This is a genomic window from Paenibacillus sp. MZ03-122A, from assembly GCF_024213325.1.
Lineage (GTDB): Bacteria > Bacillota > Bacilli > Paenibacillales > Paenibacillaceae > Paenibacillus > Paenibacillus polymyxa_B.
Window position 1 is genome coordinate 324,460 of the sequence record NZ_JANAVI010000002.1, and the last position, 23,008, is coordinate 347,467.

Sequence of the window (23,008 nt, forward strand, 5' to 3'; positions counted from 1 at the left end):
GATGCAAAATGCTGGGGAATATATCAGTAGCTTAGCCGCCTGTAAAATCCAAAAAACTTAGCAGCGTAGCTGCCCATAGAACAACTATTAGCCTGCGGATAACAGTTGTTCTATGGATAGTATACATGGTTCCGCAAGCAGGATAAAGCCTGCGGCTTATGTCCGCTGGGAAGGACGGGAGTGTGCTTGCAATAGCGCTTCATTGTGATGAATTAGCTCGCGGCGAACAGCGGCGCTGCCGAGAGAGCGCAAGGGATCGGATGGTGTATTGAAGGTGTAGTCCTCCAGTCGAGCGATGGTGGTCGTCGCTACGTGGATACGGGTATCACTGGATGCGTAGTAAATAAAGACTTCATCTTGCTCGTTAACAACAGCCCCGTTGCAAAAAATAACATTCGAAACGTCGCCCACGCGTTCCTCATCATAAGGAGCCAGAAAGTGTCCACCGGGCTTGGCGATGACGCGCGTAGGGTCTTCCAGACTGGTGGCAAAGGTATACAGCACATACCGTAGTCCGGCGGCTGTATTGCGTACCCCGTGAGCGATATGAATCCAGCCGCGACTGGTTTTGATCGGGGCAGGCCCCTGTCCGTTCTTGGCTTCGTACACCGTATGATAACAACGCTCATCAATGACGGTTTCGTGTTCAATCACGGGTTGTGTAATATCTTTGCACAGGCCGAAGGCGATGCCTCCGCCTGAACCGGTGGAAATAAACCCGTCCTGGGGACGAGTATAGAAGGCATATTGACCGTCCACAAATTCAGGGTGCAGGACAACGTTGCGCTGCTGGGGGGACTGGGTAGTGATGTTGGGAAGCCGGGTCCATGTACGAAGATCACGAGTGCGGACCAGTCCGGCCTGAGCGACAGCACTGGAGGTATCGTGGGGTGGCGCGTCAGGGTCTTTTTTCTCTGAGCAATAAATACCGTAAATCCAGCCGTCCTCATGCTTTACCAATCGCATATCGTACATATTTGTTTCTTCCGGGTCGATATCCTCCCATACGAGGGGAGCGTCAATGAACCGAAATTGATCAATGCCGTTATCGCTCTCTGCCAAAGCAAAAAATGACTTTCGATCCAGTCCCTCGGTACGCGAAACAAGAATGTATTTTCCTTCATGATAGATCGCCCCTGGATTCAATGCCGCATTTACACCCAGCCGCTCCATGAAAAAGGGATTGGTTTGCGCATCCAGATCGAACCGCCAGTGAAGTGGAACATGATGGCGTGTGAGCACTGGGTAGATGTAGCGTTCGTAGATACCATTATAAAAGGTAGTTTTAACCTCATTGGGGCGTGTAATCAGTTCCTCTTGCTGCAACCGCAGCTCATTATATTTGCTATGGATCATTGGTTTTCCATCCTTTCTAGCATTTCTATGCAAAATCGGCTGTTGTGATAAGGGCACTTCCAAGGTCCTGCAATCTCTCTCGCATCAGGCTTACCATCCGCTTGAACTGACCAGAACCATTCGCCTCCGGGGCGCGGATCGATGATATGTTGCCGGGTATAGGACCATAGATTTTTCACAATTTGCAAAAAACGTTCGTCTTTTGTACGCTGAAACGCATTATAAAAACCAACCATTCCCTCGGCCTGTACCCACCAGATACGTGAGGTGTCTACCCGCTCTCCTTCCCGCTCATTGATGAGCGAGCCGTCTGGCTGAACAGCGCGCTCTGCTACCGCATCGGCAATATCCATCACCATATCCACGTATTCTGACGGGTAAAAACCCAGCACACTCATAGCGTCCTCAATCAACCAGCTGGCTTCGATGTCGTGACCATATGAGGTCAGGTCAAGCAGAGAGCGCCATTCACGATCGAAAAATACCCCCAGTCGTCGAGCAGAAGCATCGTAAACACGATGATATAAAATATCCAGTACGTTCGTCAGTGCATCTCGAACCTCTTCATTTGGCCAGACGCGCAGCAATTGGGTGTACGCCTCCAAAACATGAATATGCGTATTCATGGTGATATGCGCGGTAACCCCATTTTCGCTGAGTAGCTCATTAGGCTGCATGTTCCACGAGCGGTCATATTGTTCGCCGTATGCCTGCCGGGTGGGATCATATCCTTTTTGCTCCAGTAGGTGGAACAGCTCCATAGCTAGTGGTAATGCATTCGGGTCGTCTGTGGCACGTGCATACTCTGCTATCGCATAGATCGCGAATGCCTGCGCGTATACATGCTTGCACGTGTCCACGGGTTGCCCGGTGTAGTCCACCATCCAGTACATTCCTCCATGTAATGGATCAAGCAGGTGATCTCGCAGGAATGTGAATGAATGTCGTGCGGCTTCTGCATAGGTATCTTCCCCTGTTACACGGGCAGCCGCCGAGAATGACCAGAGTAGCCGTGCAGTGGCAATCCCTCCTTTGTCGGCTTGGTTATGAATGTGCAGATCCACGTCCACCTCGCCGTAAAACCCACCGTGTGTCTCATCCTTCAGTCCAAGCCAGAATGGGAGTATGTGTTCCTTCCATTCCTGTCTAATTTCGTCCAGTAATGTTTCCAAGAGACAAAGCCTCCTTCGGAAAATAAATTATTAAGTTATCGTTAACTTTACAGTAGTATCATATCTAGCTGTTTGTAAACTGTCAACCATGCTAAATTGGTGTTTTTTCATAAGATGTGACCCATTCCACTTTACAAAAAGAATATTGTAATTGACACAGTAAGCGCTAACATAATAAAATGATTTTGTTACTTTAACGATAACCTTATTTGAAAACAACAGGAGGAGTCGTCTCATGAAGTTGTCCAAGGTTTTGATGTCATTACTATCCGTGGTTTTGTTAGCGGGGCTGTTTACTGGCTGTACCTCAAAGAAGGATGAGCCAGCTGCCAGCTCTGATCCGAAGGGTGTGGAAGGTGAAATTACGGTTATCACACAGCGGACTGATATTGTGGATACCGTATTTCAGGATTACGCCAAGGAATTTAACAAACTTTATCCGAACGTGAAGGTCAATTTTCAGGCATTGGCCGATTATGAGGGTCAAATTAAAATCCGGATGGGGACCAGGGATTATGGAGATGTTTTGCTGATTCCTGGCAGTATTCCAGTTGAAGAGCTGCCCAACTTTTTCGAGCCGCTGGGTACTTATGAGGAGATGAAAAACAAGTATACCGGCCTTGAAGAACGTACGGTGGATCATAACAGCTACGGTATTCCAATTGCGATGGTTTACTCTGGTGTGATTTATAACAAAAAGGTGTTCAAGGACGCAGGAATCACGCAGCTTCCCAAAACACCGGACCAATTCCTGACAGCGTTACAGCAGATTAAGGACAAAACCAAGGCAGTGCCGCTGTTTACGAACTATGCCTCTGGTTGGGCACTGACCCAGTGGGAGTCTAGTCTGGCAACATTGGCGGGTACAAAGGAATATGTGAATGTCACACAACCGAATACAGATGACAATTTCACGAAGGGCCAGCCCCACTATGAACTGTATAAGGTACTGTACGATGCGGCTAAAAAAGGCCTGATTGAAAAAGATCCAACGACTACAGATTGGGAGACCTCCAAGGCGGATCTCGCTCAAGGCAAAATCGGTACGATGGTGCTTGGCTCTTGGGCGATTGACCAGATCAAAAGCACAGCTTCTAACAAGGATGATATCGGTTTTATGCCTTTCCCGACGAATGCCTCCAAGGTGCTTGTGCCTCTGGCTGGTGATTTTAACCTCGGTATTAACGTAAACAGTGAAAATAAACCGGCGGCCCGTGCCTGGGTGGATTGGTTTACCGAAAAGTCCAACTATGCCGTAGAGCAGGCAGGTAGCATTAGTCCGCTGAAGGGTGCCCCAATGCCTAGCATTTTGAAGCAATACGAAGATCAGGGAGTCGTTTTTGAAACGCTTACTCCATCTCCAAAAGGACAGGAAGGGATTGTCGATAAAATCGACAAAAAGGGAGAAATCGGCTTGTGGCAGCCTGACTTCAAAAAACGCATTATTGAGGCAGCAGTCGGTAACCGCCCGGAATCGTATGACACCATTATGAAGGATCTGAACGACGCATGGGTGAAGGCGCGTGCTGAAGTGGCTGCAAAGGAAGCAAAATAGCCATCTGAACTGACGAAAAGAAAGGATCGACGTAATAGTAGATGGACGGACAGCCAGGAGGTGCAGCATGTTAAAATTTTCGAATCTCAGCTACTCCAAACAAAGATTGGCGATTATTGTTGCCTTTTCGTTTATTCCGCTAGCGCTGCTGATCACTTTTGCGTACTTGCCAGTGATCAATATGTTTAAGTACAGCTTTTCGGACTGGAACGGTTATAGTAAGCGTCTGGAATATGTGGGCTTTGAAAACTATATCAAAATCTTTACCGACCCCGAGTATTTCTCGGTGTTTAAAGTCAGTCTGTATTACTTTGTAGCCACCTTTGTACAGATGGGGCTGGCCCTTTATTTTGCAACCATTCTTAGCTTTCAAACCTGGTTTAAAAATTTCTTTAAAGGCGTTTTGTTTTTTCCTTCCCTGATGAACGGGGTAGCTATTGGTTTTATTTTTCTATTCTTTTTTAAGCCAGACGGTACCCTTGATACACTGCTTCAGGCGATGGGGCTGGGTTCGTATGTCAAGCTGTGGCTGGGCAATCCGGAGATTATCAATATTTCACTGGCTGGCACGTCGATCTGGAGATACATGGGCTTTAACTTTATCGTGTTTCTCGGTGCGATTTCCTCCATATCCAGTGATCTGTATGAAGCGTCTGATATAGACGGGGCTAACCGCTGGCATCAATTCCGCTCTATTATTTTGCCGAGTATCAAGCGGATTTTGCAGTTGAATCTCATCTTGGCGATTAGCGGGGCGATCAGTGCGTTCGACATCCCGTATATTATGACCGGTGGCTCCAACGGCAGTGAAACATTCGTCATTCAGACGCTTGATGTGGCATTCAAATACAGCAAGGTCGGTTTGGCCTCAGCGATGGCGGTCGTTCTGCTGCTGATCGTGATTGCTGTTACGCTGCTTCAACGGTTGCTAATTCGGGGAGAGGAGGACTAATCATGTATAAGCTGAAAAGAATACTGGGTAGCAGCATCAAGTATGCCGCGCTACTACTAGGTGCGTTCATTGCACTGCTACCGATTGTCGTAATTTTGTTTGCATCTTTGAAGACGAAGGCTGAATATGCGGCAACCAGTCCTCTGACTCCCCCCGTAAACTGGCTGAATTGGGCTAACTATACCAAAGCCTTTATCAACGGAAATATGCTGACCGGATTTGTAAACACAGCTTTTATCCTGTTGATTTCGATCATCGGAGCTACGTTGACCGGTTCCATGATCGCGTATATTTTGAACCGTTTTAAATTTAAGGGCAAAAGTCTCATGCTGGGTGCGTTCTTGCTCGCCACGCTCATTCCGGGGGTGACGACACAGGTGTCGACATTCCAAATAATCAACAAGCTGGAGCTGTTTAACACGCCTTGGGCGGCGATCTTGCTGTATTTGGGAACGGATATTATTGCGGTGTATATTTTTCTGCAATTTCTGGATTCCATCGCGGTGGCGCTGGATGAATCGGCCATGCTGGATGGGGCCTCCTATCTGACGATCTACTGGCGCATTATCTTGCCCCTGCTGAAGCCTGCCATTGTGACGGTGATCATTATCAAGGGCGTTAATATTTACAACGACTTTTACACCCCGTTCCTGTATATGCCCAAAACAAGCCTTCAGGTCATATCGACGGCGCTGTTCAAGTTTAAAGGGCCATATGGCTCGCAATGGGAAGTCATTAGCGCGGGCATAATCATTGCCATTATTCCGACGCTGATTGCGTTTTTATCATTACAAAAATATATCTATAACGGTTTCGCGCAGGGTTCGGTGAAATAGAACAATGGCGAAATGGAAAATTTGGTGAATCAAATATCTCGGTGAGAGGGGAATACACGTATGAATAAATTGAATGTGGATTTGGGAGTAGATAGCGTACGAATTGTGGGAGGTAGTCTGCCGGAAATGCCGTGGCAGGATAAGCCTGAAGGCAGTGAGGCTCCGGTATGGAGACATAGTGAGAATCCGGTCATTGGACGGAATCCGGTACCGGGCATTGCCCGTATTTTCAACAGTGCAGTAGCTCCGTATGAGGGACGGTTTGTAGGGGTATTTCGGGCTGAAACGATTAATGGACGTCCGCATTTGCACCTAGGCTGGAGTGACGACGGCTTGGCTTGGGACATTGAGACAGAACGTTTGCATTTGGTTGATGAGGAAGGGAAAGATTATCAGCCAAATTATGCTTACGATCCGCGTCTGGTTCGCGTGGAGGACACGTATTATATCATCTGGTGTACAGATTTTTACGGTGCAGCATTGGGGATAGCACAAACGAAGGATTTTAAAAGCTTTGTACGATTGGAAAATCCGTTCCTGCCGTTTAATCGTAATGGTGTGCTGTTGCCCCGCAAGCTAAACGGAAACTTTATGTTGCTATCCCGTCCGAGCGACAGCGGACATACACCGTTTGGCGACATTTTTCTGAGTGAAAGTCCTGACTTGGTCTATTGGGGCAAGCACCGTCATGTCATGAGCAAGGGCGGACAGGGCTGGTGGCAATCGGTAAAGATTGGCGGCGGACCGGCTCCGATTGAGACGACAGAGGGCTGGCTGATGTTCTACCACGGGGTGACAGGCACGTGCAATGGGCTGGTTTACAGTATGGGCGTAGCCGTTCTTGACCTGGATGATCCGTCTAAAGTTAAATATCGTTCCTCTAATTTCGTGCTGACTCCGGAGGAATGGTACGAAGAACGGGGTTTTGTGCCGAATGTGGTGTTCCCGTGTGCTACGCTGCATGATGCGGACACCGGGCGGATTGCGATTTATTATGGAGCTGCTGACACGTATGTAGGTATTGCATACACGACAGTGTCCGACATTATGAAGTATGTCATCGCAACGGATGAAGTGGTCGCAGACGACCGTGAGTCAGGCCGGATGTAGGAGGAACTTGAATGCCGGAGGATATGTCTTTACAGCAATTGCAGTCATATATGGGGAGTAACCCGAAGCCACCGGATTTTGACGCATACTGGGAACGGGCATTACAGGAGCTGGAGCGGCAGCCGCTTGATTATACACTGGAGCCTGCTAATTTTGTCTCTCCGATGGTGGAGTGTTACCATCTATATTTTACTGGAGTGGGCGGAGCAAAGGTTCATGGGAAGCTGGCTCGTCCCAAGCACCTTACGGAACAAGGGCCAGCTTTGGCCATGTTTCATGGATATTCCTGCGACAGTGGCGACTGGTTCGACAAGGTAAGCTATGCGGCACACGGATTCACTGTGCTGGCCATGGATTGCCGGGGACAAGGTGGGCTGTCCGAGGACAATTTGCAGGTTCAGGGAACGACGGTACGCGGCCATATCATCCGAGGGATTGACGACCCGGACCCGGATCGGTTGTATTACCGCAATGTATTTTTGGATACGGTACAGACGGTGCGCATTCTGATGTCTATGGAGCAGGTCGACCCTGAACGGATCGGCGCATTTGGCTGCTCCCAGGGAGGGGCCTTGACGGTTGCCTGCGCTGCATTGGAGCCGCGTGTCCGTATGGCAGTTCCGGTATATCCGTTTCTGTCGGACTATAAAAGAGCCTGGATGCTGGATGCCACTACATCTGCATATGAAGAACTGGTTTATTATTTTCGTTGGTTTGATCCGAACCATCTGCGCGAGGAGGAGCTCTTTCACCGACTAGGCTACATTGATATTCAACATTTGGCAGATCGTATTCGTGGTCGTGTGTTGTTTGTGACAGGACTGTCGGACATCATCTGTCCGCCTTCCACGCAGTTTGCGGTGTACAATAAAATCGTATCAGACAAGGAAATACTCCTGTATCACGAATACGGTCATGAGTACCTACCTTATCTGTCAGATCATGCTATGAGCGAATTTTTGCGGCTGTAGGGGGTTGAACTTAGCCACAGGCTCCTTTATAGTAATAGCTATAACCTTCGTGAATGCGTAATAAATGAATGCCCCATTTGTATAACCTCAATAATATGGTTTGAGGGTCTCTACCAGGAACCGATAAATCCTGATTACAAAAAGTGTACGTCTTGTACATTTCTTGTGGTCAGGATTTTTTTGCGTAATACGAGGGAATTTACATGACAGCAAAGGAGCTAATGTAATGAACTTCAAAGTAGTTATTTTAACGATTGCGACCTTTACGGTGGGGTTGGTGGAGCTGATTATCGGTGGCGTGCTACCCCAAATTGCACAGGATTTGAATGTCTCCGTAAGCACGGCAGGACAGCTTATCATGATCTATGCGCTCGTGTATGCTATTGCTGGGCCAACTCTGTTGGCGTTGACAGCCAAAATTGAACGAAAACGACTGTACCTGTGGTCGATGTTTATTTTTATTCTGGGAAGTCTGCTGGCCTTCTGGAGTCCGAATTATGCAGTCTTGTTTGTATCCCGTATCATTACCGCTGCAAGCGGGTCGCTGATCGTTACATTGTCACTGACCATTGCAGTCAAAGTGGTGTCCAAGGCTTATCAGGCCCGTGTCCTCGGTGTCATCTCCATGGGGGTTAGCTCCTCCATCGTTCTAGGTATTCCAGCCGGGGTGCTGATTGGAAATGCATTTGGCTGGCGGGTGCTTTTCCTGATCATTGCTTTATTGACGGTCGTTGCTATGATCGTTATCAACTTGTTTATGGAGCGGATTCCGACAGAACATGTTGTACCTATGCGTGATCAGTTGAAATCTTTAAAAAATGTTAAAGTCATCAGTGCTCATTTGGTGACCACGCTGACACTGGCGGGCCATTACACGTTATATGCGTATTTCACTCCGTTTTTAGAAAATATGATGGGCTTGAACGCTTCATGGGTTAGTGTGGCCTATTTTGTCTTTGGGCTGGCGGCAGTGAGCGGTGGTTTTATTGGCGGCTCTTTGGCAGATCGGTTCGGCACAGCGAAAAGTATTCTAGTCGTCGTAGGCGTGTTTATCGCCGTGATGTTCTTGCTGCCATTCTCAATTCACTCGATTTATGTATTTGCGCCGCTACTGATTATCTGGGGCATACTGAGTTGGGCCTTGTCGCCCCCGATGCAAAGTTATCTTATTGAAAATGCACCCGAATCGGGTAGTATTCAGCAAAGCTTTAATTTCTCCGCGCTCCAGGTCGGGATCGCTCTCGGTTCTGCCTTGGGAGGAGTAGTGATTGAGAATAGTGAATCTGTTGCCACTAACGCTTGGGTAGGTGGGGCATTTGTGATTGTTGCTTTCGTCTGCGGCGTATTTTCGATTACCAGAGCCGGGACTTCGCAGGCTGTCAGAGGACACCACTCTGTTTCATAGCTCGATGGACCATCGTCCTCTTTCATAATACGAGCAAACATGTTATACTACACACAATTATGAAGAAGGAGGTGAGGTAGGTGAATCACGAGATGCTGAACAACCGTATTAGCCAGCTGCCGATTGCTATGGCTGGCATTGTTCATGCTTTTCCATACAACGGGAGAAGTCTGTCCAATTTTAATCATACGGTTGTAAACATCGCGAGAAGACGCCTACCTTAACTCGAACGGATTTCTGTATCTTCCGAAGAGTCGCGGGGTTGCTCCTGCGGCTCTTTTTGTGTTACCCGGGTAAGGGTCTTCCTAAATAAAGGAGAGCCTGAACATGTATATAGTAAACGGTCAACAATTGAAAAAATACCACGCTGCCAATCTGATTTTGGATGGTGCATCGTTTGATATTCATACGGGAGAAAAGGTGGGGCTCATCGGCCGTAACGGAAGCGGTAAAACCACCCTATTACGCCTAATTGCACGTTTGTCCCGCCCAGATGAAGGGCAGCTCGTCATCGCCAAGGATACGAAAATCGGCTATTTACCGCAAATTCCGGCGGAGTTTGAGAGCTTCACCGTGTACGAAACGCTGGCTTACGCCTATCGTGAGCTGAAGGATTGCCGCAATCAGATGACCACACTGGAACGGGAAATGTCAGATCCGGTTGTGGCAGCGGATGCGAGCCTTCTGGAGAAGCTACTGCAATCGTATGCTGCCTTGCAGGAACGGTTTGAACGCAATGGCGGCTATGAAATGGATGCAAACATTGACCAGGTAGCGGATGGGCTGCGTATTCCCAAAGGCATGTATACGCGCAGCTTCGGCTCGCTGTCGGGTGGAGAGAAAACAAAAATAGCGCTGGCATCACAGCTCATCGGACGACCGGATTTGCTGCTGCTGGATGAGCCGACCAACCATCTGGATTTGAAAGGGCTGGAATGGCTGGAGCAATTTCTGCAGGGCTATACAGGTGCGTGTGTGGTTGTATCTCATGATCGTTATTTTCTGGATCGGGTCGCCGTTAAAATGATTGAGCTTGAGGATGGCGAGGCGTTTACGTATTATACGAACTACAGCGGCTATGTGAAGGAAAAGGAAGAACGATTGCTACTGCAATTTGAAGATTATAAAGAACAGCAAAAGCGGATCAAAAAGATGAAAGAGGCCATTCGGCGTTTTGAAGAGTGGGGTCGCAATGGCGATAACGAAAAGTTTTTCAAAAAAGCGGCCTCCATTCGTAAGGCGTTGGAGCGCTTGGAACTGGTGAAGCGGCCTGTATTGGACCCGCAGGGGGCGGAATTTCACTTAAAGCTGGAGGATCGTTCCGGTCGCCGGGTACTGCAGTTTGAAGAAATTGTTAAAGCCTATGGAGAGCGCCAGATATTAAACGGGGCAACGGGCAGTCTGGAATTCGGCGAAAAGGTGGCCTTGCTGGGTGATAATGGGTCAGGCAAAACGACGTTGCTCAAGCTGCTGCTTGGTCAGGAAAGCGCAGATGCAGGCACAGTCCAGTGGGGTGCGCGCGTGGAGTACGGATATTTGGCGCAGCAAGAAAGAGAACGAAATAGCCGGGCAACTGTGCTTGCCTACTTCAAGGAGGAAGCAGGGGTGGAAGAAGGCGAGGCACGCGGGTTGCTAGCGAAGTATTTATTTTACGGTGCCGATGTGTTTAAGCCCGTGAGCATGCTGTCCGGTGGCGAATGGTCCCGCTTGCGGCTGGCGTTGCTGGTCATGAAAAAGCCAAATTTGTTGGTGCTGGATGAGCCGACGAACCACCTGGATATTGACTCACGCGAGGCACTGGAGGAAGCGCTGGATACCTACACGGGAACGGTGCTGGCGATTTCACATGACCGCTACTTTGTGAACAAGCTGGCAGGGCGCGTGTGGGAGCTGGAGGCTGGAAAGCTGACCTTTTATCTAGGCAGCTTTGATGAGTACCGAGCGAAGAAGCGTGAGCTGGAGAACGCTCGTCTACAGAGCGAGGGGGATACCGGGAGACGCCCGACATCTGCAAGCAGAGCCGCATCGGGTGGCGGCTCTGGCTCGGGCTCAGCTGTACATTCCAGTGTAGCGAGCAATGGCATGGGGGCGGCTGCGCATACGGGAGCGACTACGGAAGACGATGCGAGCCGTGCACGCTCAGGTCGCTTGGGCTCGCCCGCTGCCGGGTCTGGGGCACGCGAAGCGAAGGCCGCGAAGCCATCACGCACGCCCGCTGCATCCAGCGAGCGGTTGGAGCGGGCCATCGCCGCCAAAGAAGCAGAATTGGCGGCGGCGGATGCCGAGCTGGAGCTGCTCGGCACAAGCGACGACACGATATACATGGCGGAGCTGTGGGACGCGCGTGAGCGACTGCAAGCGGAGCTGGATGTATTGCTTGGCGAGTGGGTTGAACTGGAGTAGGTGACAGGTTAGTAGTTACTGGATAGAAAACAGTTTATTTTATATAGAGGGTAGCCCTGAGGTAGAACGTTTACCGAAGGGCTACCTTTTTTGCAGTGTAAAGACAAAGAGATCATCACGAAAATTAATGACCATTAATTAAGATAAATGGAATTGATGTATCATTATTATTATATTTTACATATAAAGAAAGTTGTTTGCATTTCGCAACATGTGATATTTTTTAAATTGAATAAATAATATGTTTCATTGTTAAGTGAAGTATGTGTTGTCCATCATGATCTTACATATCAAATGCACGCGTTGGAACTTTGTTGTGATTTGTTATGGATGGAGGGAATAGTATGTCAGACTCCTTACTGGAGGTCAGTCAGGTAACGAAAAGAATGGGGAAAAGACATTTGTTAGACCGTGTTTCCTTTAAGCTTCAGAAAGGGAAGATATATGGATTCATCGGACCTAATGGAGCTGGTAAAACTACAATGATGCGAATCATGACCGGATTAATGCAGCCAACCAGCGGCTCTGTAAAGATAGCTTCATATGATGTACAGACAGATCGGGAAAAGGCGCTGTCCAAGGTGGGGGCTATTATTGAATCTCCGGTCTTTTTTGATTATATGACAGGCAGACAGGTTTTGCGCAATTTGTCACGGTTACACTCTGAGATTGTGCCCTCAGATCGGGAGATGCATATTGAAGAGTTGCTTACAAAGGTGAGACTGGAAACACGGGGAGATGACAAGGTGAAAACCTATTCGCTGGGAATGAAGCAAAGGCTAGGTATTGCGCAGTCCATGCTGGGTGCTCCTGAGCTTTTATTGCTGGATGAACCGTCTAATGGGCTTGATCCTATGGGAATGCGGGAGCTGAGAGATATCGTGCTTCAGCTACGTGATTCAGCAAATTATGCCTTTTTTATCTCCAGTCATCTGTTGGATGAACTGCAACAGATGTGTGACGAACTCATTGTTATCAAAGAGGGCAGGCTAGTTTGGCAGGGACCTGCTGATCAACTAGTAGAGGACGGCCAACGGCTAGAGGATGCTTTCATGGGATTGATGGGACTATGAAATCATTAATATACAGTGAGTTCGAGCGATTATGGAGACGAAAGTGGTTCTGGCTCATGGTGTTATGTACGCCGCTGCTTGCTTGTTCGACAGGAGTATATTTTTTGCGCACGATGAAGGTTCCTGTTGAGGTATTATCTTTAAACTTTGTCGTTACTGGTCTGCGTGAGAATTTGTTTTTAGTATGCAACATAGCTGTAGCTGCTTTAGCTGCTGCTGTATACACAGAGGAATTTCGAAGCGGGCAACTGCGGTTGTTATTTATGCGCCGATTTACCCGCGGGCAGATTTTCTGGAGTAAACTGCTGGTTTTAAATGCTACTATTTTGTTTCTTCTCATTGTATTTGCAGTATCTTCGCAGGTGATCGTTGAAGTATGGACTCTTTCATATGATGTAAGTGATGCGGGGTTGTCCGGATCTCAAGGACTGCAGATGCTTAAATACTATGGTTGGGCGCTTGCCTCATTATTGGCAATAAGCTCCTTCTATTGTTTCGTCGCTATGTATAGCAAAAGTGTAACGTATGCCATCGGTGTTTGTATGGTATACAATCTGGGTTCTCTGTTGTTTGATTCATTATATTTAAAACTGGCTTCTTTTGTTTCCCATATCCCATACCTATACAATGTGATCGCATTTATGATTATTCCATATATGCAGCATACAGGATTAGATAGGTCCTTAATGGGGAATTTGTCTGTGAATGGGGCGATTATCACCGTTGTTAGTCTATATCTTATCTTGTTTACTTGGGGCGCATACCGCCGTTTTGTGACTGATGATTATCTGTATTAGGGGGATTTCCTCATGCTGGCAATCTGGCGAAGTGAAATGGAACGAATTTGGAATCGCAAAGCCACTCTCTTATTATATATAGCCTATATATTCATCGTGGTTGCAATTATATGGAGCCATAAAGTAACGGGTACGAAGGTCTTACGTTTTGGTGAAGGAACTGTGGTCGTAAATAATCTGAACCTGCCGTGGCTGATGATGAGTGAGGTTGCCTTATTTCTAGTTACAGCAATCCTGCCCATTCTGTACGTGGATCAGTTAAGCGGCGATCTCTATTCTGGAGCATATAGGCTATATATGCTACGACCGTATCGACGTTTTCAGTTTTGGCTTGCCAAGTTGCTCGCACTATCAGCCTCAACGGCCATTTTTATGGGGACAAGCTTGCTTATAGGTGTATTCGCTGGATGGTTGTTTTTCCCGCACAGCTCTACTTTTTTTAAATATGGTTCATCCGTCGCCTCTTCCCCATCAGATGCCGTACCCTACATACTTTCGTTTTATTTGGTATTAACGCTGGTTTGCTTGGTAAAGCTCATGTTGAGTAGCGCTGTATGTTTGTTCATGTCACGGCCACTGTTTGCTTATATAGTGATTCTTATCTTATCCGTATTTCTCTTTGAGTTGTTTAGGCCCCTCATTATGTTAATGGACCCATTTCAGCAAATAATGCTTGCTTTAAGAGTAGACAGTTCTTTTAATTTTTGGATGTGTGCAGGTGGATTGATTCTGGTAAGTATCATTATTAGTTTTACACGATGGGAAAAAAAGATTGTTTAGAAATAAGACTTGTAACCTGAACATCATAAAAGTAAAAGAAAGATCCAACCGACCATTTGAGGGTCAATTGGATCTTTTTTAACATTGGTTCCTCCTGTTATCAGATTGTTGTAGCAGTATCGTTTCTTTTCCATAAGGGACGGGTATTAATTGTCTAGTCCCGCATAGATTGACATAGGGGAAGAGGAGGTATGAGTATGTGGTGTTGGGTCAAAAAGCTGTCTACACTGGCGGCGATCCTTTTATTGGCTTTTTTTGTAAGCGCATGCAACAAGGACGATGCTTCGGGTAAGGTGAAAATTGAGTTTTTTCAAAACAAGCCGGAGGCCAAGGGTTCATTCGATAAGCTAATCTCTCAATTCAATCAGGAACATCCCGGTATTGAAGTGACACAGGTCAATCCGCCAGAGGCAGAGACTGTGTTATTGACCCGGGTTGTCAAAAACGATGTACCTGACATTGTAGGGCTTGGGGCCACCGATACCTACTCCATTTTGGCGCAAAGTGGTATTTTTACGGACCTGGCGAATACAGAATTGCCACGTACGATTGATCCGATTTACCTCAAAATGCTTAAGGATGTAACCGGGGTCGATCCCGTGTATGGAATTCCTTATGCTGCGAATGCGAATGGTGTGATGTATAACAAAACGCTTTTTAAGGAAATGGGATTACGGGTGCCCAAAACGTGGGATGAGCTGATTGCAACGGCGCAAAAGATCAAGGCAGCCGGAAAAATCCCGTTCTATTTTACATATAAAGATGATTGGCAAACGAACCTCCCCTTTAATGCGCTGGGCCCGAATCTGGTGGGCATTGATTTTTTCCTGCAACGGCGTGAAAATCAGGTCACTTTTCAGGACAAGTACCGCGAGGTTGCTGAAAAGCAGCTGGAGCTATTGAAATACGGACATGGCGATAATTTTGGCAAAAACTATGCCGACGGTAACCGTGCCTTCGCTAACGGGCAGGGATTGATGTACATTCAGGGCTCGTGGGCCATATCTGAAATTCGCAAAGCTAACCCGAAAGTGGAGCTTGGTTTTTTCCCATTACCAACAGGGAATGACGAAAAGGCGGTCAAACTGGTGTCCGGTATAGATACGCTATTAGCCGTATCGGAGAGCACTCCGCATAAAAAGGAAGCCGAGGAGTTCATTGCCTTCTTGTTGAAGCCGGAGAACAGCAAGCAATACATTACAGAGCAAACGCTGTTTTCGGCGGTGAAGGGAGTCACGCAGGATGATCCGAGTGTGGCAGAGCTGTTGCCGTATTTTAAATCGGGCCGCGTTGTTGATTTTGCCGATCACTATATTCCCAAAGCGGTCCAATTGAATTCGATTGTGCAGGCCTTCCTGCAAAACAGAGACATCGACTCTTATCTGGCCAAGCTGGACCGAGAATGGGATAAGGTAGCTAACCGCCGATAGGAGAGGAGGAGGAGACATGAATAAGCGACTAACGACTTTTTACTGGATGACGGTACCGGCGGTGCTATTGTTTTTTGTATTTTTGACCTTGCCTGCCTTGCAGGGCTTTTATTATTCGCTTACGAACTGGAACGGCTTTGGTCATCAGTATCACTTTGTCGGGTTTAAGAACTATATTAATTTGTTTCAGGATGATAATGTGGGGAACGCATACTGGTTTACTTTCAAATTTGCGATTGTGGTTACCATTGCAACTAATATCCTTAGTTTGCTGATTGCGATAGGGCTGAATGCTAAAATACGGTTTCGTAACTTTTTCCGCGGTATTTATTTTCTGCCTAATATTTTGAGCGTGCTGATCGTGGGTTACATATTCAATTACTTGTTCTCGAACGTATTTACGATTTGGGGGCAAAATTTAGGTATTACCTCATTGTCGACGAACATTTTGGGCAGCGAACAACTGGCTTGGGTGGGGGTTGTCATCGTAGCCGTATGGCAAGGCATTGCCTTTAATACGATTCTTTATCTGGCCGGGCTGCAAACCATTCCGACAAGTCTGTATGAGGCGTCCAATCTGGATGGTGCGGGGAAATGGCGCGAATTCTGGAGTATTACCTTTCCGTTAATTGCTCCGTTCTTCACGATTAATATGGTATTGGCGATGAAAAATTCCCTGATGGTGTTCGATCAGATCGTGGCTTTGACGAATGGCGGGCCGGGACGAGCCACCCAGTCGATTTCCCACCTGATATACACCGGGGGATTTAAAGGCGGAGAATTTGCTTATCAGTCGGCTAACTCTGTTATTTACTTTATTGTGATCGCGATCATTTCCATCTTACAGCTGCGATTCCTCCAGAGAAGGGAGATGGATAACTGATGAAAACAAGCAGACGTACCAACTGGCCTGTGCTGTTTCTGGTAGCGTTGGGGACAATATTTATCCTGTTTCCCCTCTATATGACGGTAACGATAGCACTTAAAAATCCCGAACAGATGGCGCACTCCGCCTTTGCCTTTCCGACCGAGCTGCATTGGGAAAATTTTAGTCGTGCAGTAGAAATGACCAACTTCTTCAGCGCTTTTCAGAACAGTGTGATGGTCACGACATCGACGGTCATATTGACTTTGCTAACCAATTCGATGGTCGCTTATGCGATTGCCCGTAATATGCAGCGACGCTTTTTTAAGGGATTATATTTTTACTTTGTGAGCGCCATGTTTATACCGTTCCCGATCATCATGCTGCCGATTGTAAAACTGGCCTCGGGCCTTCATATGACTAATCTGTTGGGTCTCATTATGCTGCATACGGTGTATGGTTTGGCGTTTAATGTTTTCGTGTATGTCGGTTATATTCGCTCCATTCCGGTGGCATTGGAAGAGGCGGCCACGGTAGATGGTGCGACGACATGGGGTACTTTTTGGCGCATTATATTCCCGCTGATGGCGCCGATTAGTGCTACGGTGGGAATTCTCACTTGTCTGTCCACATATAACGACTTCCTGCTGCCGCTCATTATTATTAGCGATGCGGAGCAATATACGCTACCGCTCGTCCAGTATGTGTTTCAGGGGCAGTTCAATACCGACTTCAATCTGGCCTTTGCCTCGTATCTGATGGCCTTGCTGCCGATGATTATTGTCTATCTGATTGCACAAAAATGGATCATCAACGGCGTTACGCAAGGTTCTGTAAAGTAGGACGGGAGTCAACCGTTCCAGGCAGACTGTGCTTTCCTAGGAAAATAAAAAGGGGTCCCCTATACCACGGTTCACACAGGTATAGAGGACCCTCTTTTTATAGCATTGCTATTTAGATGCTTCGCTGTTGCTTGTCAGAGGCTGTAAGGATACGGTTGTCTCTGCTTCCGGGTCGTCCGTTGTATAGTAGAACATATAGATAAAAGCTTCCTTCTTTTTGAAGTTCTTGTAGACATCCACTGCCTTGTTATTGCCGTCTCCGGCAAAATTGGCAGTGATCGGCTTGCCGATAATCCGTTCTTTACCCAGGCCAATATGCGTCTGGTTAATCCCTCCAAAGTGAGCATCCCCGCTTTCGGTTTCTACGAATAAGTCTGATCCCTGTTTGTAGTAGGTCCACTTCACAGGATAGCCACCGATTTGCGTCGTTAGCGTCTGCTTTTGCTCAGAAATATCAGTTAAACGCTGTGGCGTTTTGTCATCCGAATGGGTCGTAACCTTGTATTTGCCTGTAAAAGTAACAGGAGTGTCCTTGGTAATCACAAGATTGGAAGGTCGTTCAAAACGGATCGTGTTCAGATCGTGTTCCTGATCAGGTGAAGACCAACGACTACCTTCTAATGTTGTGCCGTTCACAGAAAGAAAGTACTTTTGATAAGGTAACATGGCGAACTTCTCCTTGCTTCTGATCGTGACACGGATTTGCGTAGGTGTGACAATCATTTGTTCTAGCAAAACATTTGGATTGCCTTTCTCCAGTGGGATATTCAGCGCACTTTTAATCGTCCCGCTTTCCATCTTCTTCTTGCTTAGCTGCAGGTCAAATTTTATAGGTTCATGTATACTTTTCTCGGTTTGCGCATATTGAAGTTTGAAGGTAGTCCGTCCTTCCGGCATATCCGCTTTGAAAAAATATTGCTGTGCTGTATACTCCCCGTTATCACCGGGTTTGCCAAAAGCCCCTCCAGGCTGCGACATCACAGGCTCGTCGCCTTTGTAGGCAATAATTTGTGGATTGTCCCATCTCTTGGGTATGGACGAATCGAAGGTAATCGCTGAGGACAGCATCAGTTTGTCCTTACCTTGTTCGAATACCTGTACCTTCATATCTTGTAAGCCGCTACGATCCAGCTTGAACGTCTGTATTTGAGGCGACCGAATATCGAGCGGCAAATCCAGTTCCTGAACGCTGGTGAGCTCTATATGATCTATGGTCAGCTGCACGTTCTCTGTTTCTTGCTGCGGTGTCCAATCACTTTCAAAGTACCCGTTGTACCGTTGATTTTTCGGGTCCCATTGCTGGAAGTTATATTCCCCTGCACTGCTTTCCCCCGCAGCACTTTTTAGCGATACGCCTTTGACATTCCAAAACTCGTTCTCTGCTCGTTTTCCGACCTCCAAGCTGTACAGGATCACGGTCCGGTTCTCATCGACAATAGCTGTATGCAGCGTTAGCTTCACTCCGTCTCTGGTCACGGACTGCTCCAGCGGTTGCCCGAGGTTTTGCTTTAATGCTGTCTGGATGCCACTTCTTCCGCGTAGCAGATTGTCCCAGTTGTAGTGGATGGCGGCATAGACAGGAACTGCAACCAGAAGTGCGCTTAGAGAGGCGGCAATAGCTATTTTGCGCCAGTTTCTGTGTCGGTGGGGAGTGAATGAATCGGAAGTGTCGGTTAGCGTAGGGGCAGTATGCCCTGTCTGTTCCATCCGGTTCCACATCTCATCGAAGTCAGGATAGGCCATTTCCGAATCATCATTTAACTTGCGCTTCAATGCCTTTTCTATGTTGTTCATAGTTCTCTCCTTCCATCTCGGGAATTTGTACCCCTGCATCCCACAATATTTGCTCCAATAACTTTAGTCCTTTGTGAGTCCTCGATTTGACGGTTCCCAGCGGAATTTCCAGCAGTTTTGATATTTCCGCCAGCGTGAAATCATGCATATAGCGGAGTGTCAGCACAGCGCGGATTTTGGCCGGAAGGCGATTCATATAAACGGCCCATTCCTCTGCCGATTCGCGTTCTTCCACCAGCCTGTCTACAGGTTTACCTTCCGCCCCGCTAAATAGATAGGGATTAGCCGATACCTTCAAATGCAGGCTTTTCTGGCGTTTAAGGTAATTCAGACAATGATTGACCGTAATCTTCATAATCCAGGCTTTTAGTCGTTCGATCTGTTCACGTTTGCTGCGAAACAGGATGATAAACACTTCCTGCGTTAAATCCTCTGCATCCGATGCATTATGTACCATGTAGTAGCAGGTTCGGTATACATCTCGTTGATACAAATCAAACAACTCTCGATTGCTCTCCAATGATGTGCTCTCCTTTCTCGTGCAGTTTATCTATATAACAACTGAGGTTCTCAAAAGGTTCATTTGGTTGCAAAAAGTAAACCGTCTGCTTCAAATGTACCACACGAAAAAAAGAAGCCTGTAAATCTCAAAATTGCAGATTTACAGGCTTCTTACATGTTCCTATGCTAGACCCTAAGGGATGACACTTCTTCACGCGAAAACACGCTAATGGATAGCTTGCGGACTACTCCGCTTAGTCAACCAGCCGTACTAGCGTTCTTCCTTGCGAGCGGGCTGCAAGGATGTCTTCGAGCGCGCTTGGCAGGTCGGCCAATCCGACTTCGCGCTCAACGAGCTGCTCCAGCTGTTCCGGCTTCCATTCGCTGCCGAGCCGCTCCCAGATCGCTACGCGGGTGTCGTATGGGCAGAAGACAGAGTCTATGCCCAGCAGACTTACGCCGCGCAAAATAAACGGCAGCACCGTCGTAGGTAGCTTGGTGCCTGCCGTCAGGCCGCTCACGGCAACGGAGCCGTTGTAGGCGATCTGGCTGAGCAGCGAAGCGAGCGGCTTTCCGCCTACAGGATCAACAGCCGCTTGCCAAAGCTGCTTGCTTAGCGGGCGGATGCTCTCCGCACCGTCGTAGACCTCCTCGCGCGAAATAACCTCGGCTGCTCCAAGCGCCTTGAGGTAATCGTGCGCATCGGCCTTGCCACTGCTGGCTACGACATGATAGCCCCTCTTGCTCAGCAAGGCAATGGCTGCCCCGCCTACCCCGCCTGTCGCTCCGGTGACGAGTACCTTGCCCTGCTCCGGAGTAACGCCGTTTTGTTCCAGCCGATATAACGACAGGGCTGCGGTGAATCCAGCTGTCCCGAAAATCATCGCCTCTCTCGGCGTGAGTCCGTTCGGAAGTGGAACCACCCAGTCCGCGTGCACGCGTGCATATTGGCTGAATCCTCCGAATTGAGACACACCCAGCCCGTATCCGGTAACGAGCACCGCTTGTCCTTCGCTAAAGCGGCTATCCTCCGAAGAGACGACGGTTCCCGAGCAATCTATGCCTGGTACGAACGGATAAGATTTGACAATATTTCCATCCTTGCGGGCAGCAAGTCCATCTTTATAATTGATGCTGGAATAAGCGACACGAATCAATACTTCTCCAGCAGGTAAACTGCTAGCTTCCAGAGAACGTACCTCTGCTTGAACTTCACCGTCCTGTGTCTGATCGACGACAAGAGCTTGAAATGATTGAGTCATCTGTAAAAGCCTCCTTTATTACCTTTTAACCCTATGGATATCCTATATATTCCATCTTTAATTCACAAATTATGCTTAGGAAGCATACAACAATCTTCACAACCTGTCAGCGGCAATGCTCACAGGCTCGTATTCTATTATACTCTTTAGCTCATAATTGCGTCGAAAAGACCAGACTACTGATATATTCTTGCAATATCCTGTTTCAATAAAGTTCGATAATCAATTATAAAGAGGGTGATAAATGAATTCTTACGCATTTTGCAAATCATTTTACGTAAACGGGATGTATTTTCAGAATGACTGTGCTAACATACCTTTTGATCGTTAAATAAATCTATGAAGAAAGGTGAATGAATGACAACCAGAGCACTAAAAAAAGGTTCGGTATTGTCCGAAGCTAGGGAACTGAATTTGTTCCGTTTAACATGGCCTATTTTCCTTGAATTGTTTCTGTTTATGCTAATGGGGAGCGTCGACACATTCATGATCAGTTCTGTATCTGATAATGCGGTGTCGGGTGTGGGCGCGTCCAATCAAATTATTTCAATTGCTATCCTTGTACTGGAGGTTATCGGCAACGGCGCTGCTATCGTCGTAGCTCAATATATCGGTTCTAAGAAACTAGTCGAAGCGGCCCAGGTTACAGGTACGGCCATTACGTTGAATTTGATGGTAGGTCTTTTGCTTAGCGTAATTTTTCTCGTATTTGGTACGCACATGTTGCAATGGCTGAATGTCCAGGGTGAGATTCTGGCTTACGCGGAGTCTTATATGAGCATCGTCGGGGGTGCCATTTTTCTTCAAGCATTGATTAATGCGCTGGCGGCGACTATTCGTACACATGGTTTTACCAAAGAAACAATGTATGTATCGGTTTTTATGAACGTGATCCACGTGGTCGGCAACTATGTTTTGATTTTTGGGCATTGGGGAATGCCTGCACTTGGAGTAGAAGGTGCTGCTATTTCTACAGTAGGTAGCCGCTTTATTTGTCTCCTGATCTTCTTCTGGCTGATGTACCGGGTCACTGAGGTTCGTGTTGAGTGGAAATATTACGTCCAATTGTCCAAAAAGTTCATCTCTAAAATATTGCGCATTGGTGTACCATCCGCGCTGGAGTCCATTATGTATCAGTCGTGTCAGCTCATCTTCACACTGTACGTGACTTATCTGGGCGCAGAAGCAATGGCGACACGTCAATATGCGAATAATATTTCGAGCTATATTTACTTATTCAGTATGGCAGTTGGTATGGGTACGGCTATTGTGGTAGGAAGGCTCGTGGGAGCCAGACAGAAGGATACGGCTTATAAACGTGTACTGACCAGTGTGAAATGGGCGCTACTCGTGACCGTGATTATTGATGCGGTGGTCATCTTTTTCCGTGTTCCCTTGCTTGGTTTGTTCACGGAAAACCCTGAAATTATTCGTTTGGGAGCACAGGTCATTTTACTTAGCATTCTGCTAGAAACTGGCCGGACCACGAATATCGTCATTATTAACTCGTTACGTGCTGCTGGAGATGCGAAGTTCCCGGTCTTTATGGGTCTGATCTCCATGGTCTGTATGAGCTTGCCGCTTGGTTATCTGCTTGTGTTCAAGCTGGACATGGGGCTCGCCGGTGTGTGGCTGGCCATTGCTGCTGATGAATGGACTCGTGCTGTCATCATGTATGCCCGCTGGAAAAGCCGTTTATGGGAAAAGCATGCGCTGGTCGAGCACGATACACCAGATCAGTCTGCAACGCCCGTTCCGGCACATTGATGTCGAGCAGCATTTAGGGCCAGCTGGAACCTAGCTTTTCGATAAAGTTGTGTACGCGGAGGCAGTTCAAGAGAACATCTTGAACTGCCTCCTTTTTGCTGCTGGAGAACCATACTTCTACACGGTGGCACGATAGG

Annotated in this window: 20 protein-coding genes and 1 riboswitch; of the genes, 15 read left to right on the plus strand and 5 right to left on the minus strand. The window is 47.5% G+C overall.

Annotated elements, in window-relative coordinates:
- Positions 1 to 156 precede the first annotated feature (156 nt).
- Positions 157 to 1,356, minus strand: coding sequence for a glycoside hydrolase family 130 protein (locus tag NLX74_RS05425; RefSeq protein ID WP_250260144.1), 1,200 nt, complete (start codon positions 1,354 to 1,356; stop codon positions 157 to 159).
- Positions 1,353 to 2,528, minus strand: coding sequence for an AGE family epimerase/isomerase (locus NLX74_RS05430; protein WP_254328143.1), 1,176 nt, complete (start codon positions 2,526 to 2,528; stop codon positions 1,353 to 1,355). The genes NLX74_RS05425 and NLX74_RS05430 overlap by 4 nt, the downstream gene beginning before the upstream one ends.
- Before the next feature lie 235 nt (positions 2,529 to 2,763).
- Here NLX74_RS05430 and NLX74_RS05435 point away from each other — a divergent pair, with 235 nt between their 5' ends.
- The 14 genes from NLX74_RS05435 to NLX74_RS05500 all read left to right on the plus strand — a co-directional run bounded on the left by NLX74_RS05435 (position 2,764) and on the right by NLX74_RS05500 (position 17,547).
- Positions 2,764 to 4,083 carry an ABC transporter substrate-binding protein gene (locus NLX74_RS05435; RefSeq protein WP_235306645.1) on the plus strand — a complete coding sequence of 440 codons (1,320 nt, stop codon included), beginning with the start codon at positions 2,764 to 2,766 and terminating at the stop codon, positions 4,081 to 4,083.
- Between the two features lie 67 nt (positions 4,084 to 4,150).
- Positions 4,151 to 5,035 (plus strand): carbohydrate ABC transporter permease, encoded by an 885-nt coding sequence (locus tag NLX74_RS05440; RefSeq protein ID WP_235306644.1) that lies wholly within the window; start codon positions 4,151 to 4,153, stop codon positions 5,033 to 5,035.
- A 2-nt stretch (positions 5,036 to 5,037) separates the two neighbouring features.
- On the plus strand, positions 5,038 to 5,871 hold the full coding sequence (locus NLX74_RS05445; RefSeq protein ID WP_025721962.1) for a carbohydrate ABC transporter permease: 834 nt from the start codon (positions 5,038 to 5,040) through the stop codon (positions 5,869 to 5,871).
- A 60-nt stretch (positions 5,872 to 5,931) separates the two neighbouring features.
- The gene (locus NLX74_RS05450) at positions 5,932 to 6,981 is read left to right on the plus strand and encodes a glycoside hydrolase family 130 protein (RefSeq protein WP_235306643.1); all 1,050 of its coding nucleotides are present in this window, start codon (positions 5,932 to 5,934) and stop codon (positions 6,979 to 6,981) included.
- Between the two features lie 11 nt (positions 6,982 to 6,992).
- Positions 6,993 to 7,952, plus strand: coding sequence for an acetylxylan esterase (locus NLX74_RS05455; protein WP_235306642.1), 960 nt, complete (start codon positions 6,993 to 6,995; stop codon positions 7,950 to 7,952).
- 57 nt (positions 7,953 to 8,009) lie between these two features.
- A riboswitch (purine riboswitch) is annotated at positions 8,010 to 8,109 on the plus strand.
- A 69-nt stretch (positions 8,110 to 8,178) separates the two neighbouring features.
- On the plus strand, positions 8,179 to 9,357 hold the full coding sequence (locus tag NLX74_RS05460) for an MFS transporter (RefSeq protein WP_235306641.1): 1,179 nt from the start codon (positions 8,179 to 8,181) through the stop codon (positions 9,355 to 9,357).
- A gap of 80 nt (positions 9,358 to 9,437) precedes the next feature.
- A complete protein-coding gene (locus NLX74_RS05465) occupies positions 9,438 to 9,581 on the plus strand; it encodes an RAxF-45 family protein (protein WP_016822706.1) in 144 nt (47 codons plus the stop codon).
- Between the two features lie 103 nt (positions 9,582 to 9,684).
- On the plus strand, positions 9,685 to 11,760 hold the full coding sequence (abc-f, locus tag NLX74_RS05470; protein WP_254328144.1) for a ribosomal protection-like ABC-F family protein: 2,076 nt from the start codon (positions 9,685 to 9,687) through the stop codon (positions 11,758 to 11,760).
- A 344-nt stretch (positions 11,761 to 12,104) separates the two neighbouring features.
- Complete coding sequence (locus tag NLX74_RS05475) at positions 12,105 to 12,833, plus strand: ABC transporter ATP-binding protein (RefSeq protein ID WP_254328145.1); 729 nt, start codon at positions 12,105 to 12,107, stop codon at positions 12,831 to 12,833.
- Positions 12,830 to 13,630 (plus strand): ABC transporter permease, encoded by an 801-nt coding sequence (locus tag NLX74_RS05480; RefSeq protein WP_254328146.1) that lies wholly within the window; start codon positions 12,830 to 12,832, stop codon positions 13,628 to 13,630. Before NLX74_RS05475 ends, NLX74_RS05480 begins: the two co-directional genes overlap by 4 nt.
- Positions 13,631 to 13,642: 12 nt before the next feature.
- Positions 13,643 to 14,410, plus strand: a complete 768-nt coding sequence (locus tag NLX74_RS05485; RefSeq protein ID WP_254328147.1) for an ABC transporter permease — start codon at positions 13,643 to 13,645, stop codon at positions 14,408 to 14,410.
- 197 nt (positions 14,411 to 14,607) lie between these two features.
- Entirely contained in the window at positions 14,608 to 15,840 is a 1,233-nt protein-coding gene (locus NLX74_RS05490; protein WP_254328337.1) for an ABC transporter substrate-binding protein, read from the plus strand.
- A gap of 16 nt (positions 15,841 to 15,856) precedes the next feature.
- Positions 15,857 to 16,723, plus strand: coding sequence for a carbohydrate ABC transporter permease (locus tag NLX74_RS05495; RefSeq protein ID WP_254328148.1), 867 nt, complete (start codon positions 15,857 to 15,859; stop codon positions 16,721 to 16,723).
- The gene (locus NLX74_RS05500; RefSeq protein ID WP_068939060.1) at positions 16,723 to 17,547 is read left to right on the plus strand and encodes a carbohydrate ABC transporter permease; all 825 of its coding nucleotides are present in this window, start codon (positions 16,723 to 16,725) and stop codon (positions 17,545 to 17,547) included. Before NLX74_RS05495 ends, NLX74_RS05500 begins: the two co-directional genes overlap by 1 nt.
- Positions 17,548 to 17,655: 108 nt before the next feature.
- On the opposite strand, the gene NLX74_RS05505 is transcribed toward NLX74_RS05500, so the two are convergent.
- The 3 genes from NLX74_RS05505 to NLX74_RS05515 all read right to left on the minus strand — a co-directional run bounded on the left by NLX74_RS05505 (position 17,656) and on the right by NLX74_RS05515 (position 21,104).
- Positions 17,656 to 19,341: a DUF4179 domain-containing protein gene (locus NLX74_RS05505; protein WP_254328149.1), complete on the minus strand. Its 1,686-nt coding sequence runs from the start codon at positions 19,339 to 19,341 to the stop codon at positions 17,656 to 17,658.
- On the minus strand, positions 19,301 to 19,861 hold the full coding sequence (locus tag NLX74_RS05510) for an RNA polymerase sigma factor (RefSeq protein ID WP_254328150.1): 561 nt from the start codon (positions 19,859 to 19,861) through the stop codon (positions 19,301 to 19,303). Before NLX74_RS05510 ends, NLX74_RS05505 begins: the two co-directional genes overlap by 41 nt.
- Before the next feature lie 235 nt (positions 19,862 to 20,096).
- Positions 20,097 to 21,104, minus strand: coding sequence for an acrylyl-CoA reductase family protein (locus NLX74_RS05515; protein WP_254328151.1), 1,008 nt, complete (start codon positions 21,102 to 21,104; stop codon positions 20,097 to 20,099).
- A gap of 357 nt (positions 21,105 to 21,461) precedes the next feature.
- Here NLX74_RS05515 and NLX74_RS05520 point away from each other — a divergent pair, with 357 nt between their 5' ends.
- Entirely contained in the window at positions 21,462 to 22,871 is a 1,410-nt protein-coding gene (locus NLX74_RS05520; RefSeq protein ID WP_254328152.1) for an MATE family efflux transporter, read from the plus strand.
- Positions 22,872 to 23,008 lie beyond the last annotated feature (137 nt).